The sequence below is a fragment of the Syntrophorhabdaceae bacterium genome (genome assembly GCA_028713955.1).
In the GTDB taxonomy this organism is placed as follows: Bacteria; Desulfobacterota; Syntrophorhabdia; order Syntrophorhabdales; family Syntrophorhabdaceae; genus UBA5609.
On the sequence record JAQTNJ010000182.1, the window covers coordinates 4,666 to 6,510 of the forward strand.

The 1,845-nt window shown below is 48.0% G+C and carries 4 protein-coding genes; all 4 read left to right on the forward strand.

The features are described from left to right. A partial coding sequence (locus PHU49_13000) for a hypothetical protein (GenBank protein ID MDD5244925.1) occupies positions 1-399 on the forward strand: 399 nt, incomplete at its 5' end. A gap of 31 nt (positions 400-430) precedes the next feature. Beyond that, positions 431-841, forward strand: coding sequence for a prepilin-type N-terminal cleavage/methylation domain-containing protein (locus PHU49_13005; GenBank protein MDD5244926.1), 411 nt, complete (start codon positions 431-433; stop codon positions 839-841). Between the two features lie 17 nt (positions 842-858). Continuing rightward, positions 859-1,509 carry a prepilin-type N-terminal cleavage/methylation domain-containing protein gene (locus PHU49_13010; protein MDD5244927.1) on the forward strand — a complete coding sequence of 217 codons (651 nt, stop codon included), beginning with the start codon at positions 859-861 and terminating at the stop codon, positions 1,507-1,509. A gap of 28 nt (positions 1,510-1,537) precedes the next feature. Further along, positions 1,538-1,845, forward strand: a 308-nt coding sequence (locus PHU49_13015) for a hypothetical protein (GenBank protein ID MDD5244928.1), incomplete at its 3' end; no start/stop codon positions are given.

Consider the following 1,845-nt stretch of genomic DNA (forward strand, 5'->3'; position numbering starts at 1 on the left):
ATCGTCATGTTCCTTGCAACCCTTATCCTCGGACTGACAACGCTTGTTTTTTCCAATACCCTTCCCGCTGCCCGTTTCGAAGCAACCGGCCGGGAGCTTTCAGCAACAATCAGGTATATGAAATCCCTTGCGCAGAACAAGGGAGAGGACCAGGCCCTCACGATAGACCTCGACACCAGGCAATACGGGATTGCCGGCAGGAATATGAAGACCATCCCTGCCGGCATATCTATAAAGGTGAGTGATCCCGTGTCAGGGGAGATCCTGAAGGGAAAATATACAATGTTTTTTCATGCCTTCGGCGGCGTGGAAGGCGGGACAGTGATCTTGCAGTTCAGGAAAAAGACACTCTATATCCAGACAGACCCTGTTGCAGGATCAGTGGTAATGCGGCAATGAACCCTGTGAAATGTAAAAGGTAAAATGTAAAATGTTAAAAACCTCTCACGAATTACGAATTACGAATTGTGAGGGCTTCACGCTCCTTGAAGTCCTTGTGGCTCTTTCCATACTGAGCACTGCGATCATCCTTATCTTTCAGCTATTCTCGGCCAATATGAGGAACATAGCCCTTTCCGAGGATTACGTCTCTGCCACAGTAACGGCAGATGCGAGGATGCGGGACGTACTCGAAGATGACGCACTGACGGTAAATCACTGGAGTGAAACAACGGGCGATGGCTACAGGATAGATGTTGCGGTTTCCGACGCGTTACAGCAAAGAACCCAGGCGCTTCCCGTAAAACTTCTGGAGGTCGTTCTGACTATTTACTGGACAAAGAACATGAAGGAGAAGAGTTTTACGCTGCGGACCATGAAAATGGTTAAAAGGAAAATATGAAGGGGGCAGTTCGGAAAATGTTAAGCAATGAACGGGGGCTTACCCTCCTCGAACTGATGATCTCTATTGTTCTGATCGTGGCAATTCTTGTGGTTGTTTCGGGCGCCATGAGACTTGGGTACCGTTCTGTAAGCAGCGGAGAAAAGAAGGTCGGTTCCCTTGAAAGGTTCAGGTCATCCCTGACCATCATTCGTGCCCAGATACAATCCGGGGCGCCCCTCGTTTCTGAACAGGGCGGCAGGAAACGGTTTTCTTTCGAAGGGACCGCCGACTTCCTGAAAATGGCAACGAATTATTCTATCTGGGGAGGGCAGAAAGGTTATGTAACCGTGGAATACCAGGTTGAGACTGATGGTAACGGCATGCAAAACCTCATTGCCAGTGAAAGCATGGTGGGCATCGAAAAAAAGAATGAGACTCAACTTCTGCAGGGCTTCAATGCCATTTACTTCGAATATTTTTTTAAAAGCGTCACCGAAAAAGAAGGCGCGTGGATTGAAAAGTGGAATGACAACACCAGGATACCTCAAAAGATACGGCTTCATCTTGTCCAGGGCAAAAGAGTATTTTCCATAATTTTTCCTGTGGGGGCGCAGATGTCCCTCACCAGCATATATTCAGACCGGATGCTTCCGGAAAGGTTTCAGGCGTATGAATATACGGCATAAATCAATAAAGCGGGGAAGAATCTTCGGGATGACAACATCGAACAAAGGTGTTGCCCTCCTCATGGTTCTGTGGATTATGATGGTCCTGATGGTTATTGTCCTCTCTTTTTCTTTTATGACAAGGACAGATGCTCGCAGTACTCTCTTTTTCAAGGAAGGAACGGAGAAGGGCTTTCTTGCAGAAGCCGGGATACAGCGAGGCATCATGGAGATAATGCGCAGGGGTCTCTACAAGAACAAGCAGGCGGTCATGGAAGGCAGCGAGGCCATAAAAGTTGACGGGACGATATATACCGGGCAGCTCGGGAATGATTACTATACATTTGACGTCGTTGA

Bases quoted from the DNA above. Each gene is read 5' to 3' on its own strand.
- PHU49_13005 (MDD5244926.1), top strand. From the start codon at position 431: ATGTTAAAAACCTCTCACGAATTACGAATTACGAATTGTGAGGGCTTC.
- PHU49_13010 (MDD5244927.1), top strand. From the start codon at position 859: ATGTTAAGCAATGAACGGGGGCTTACCCTCCTCGAACTGATGATCTCT.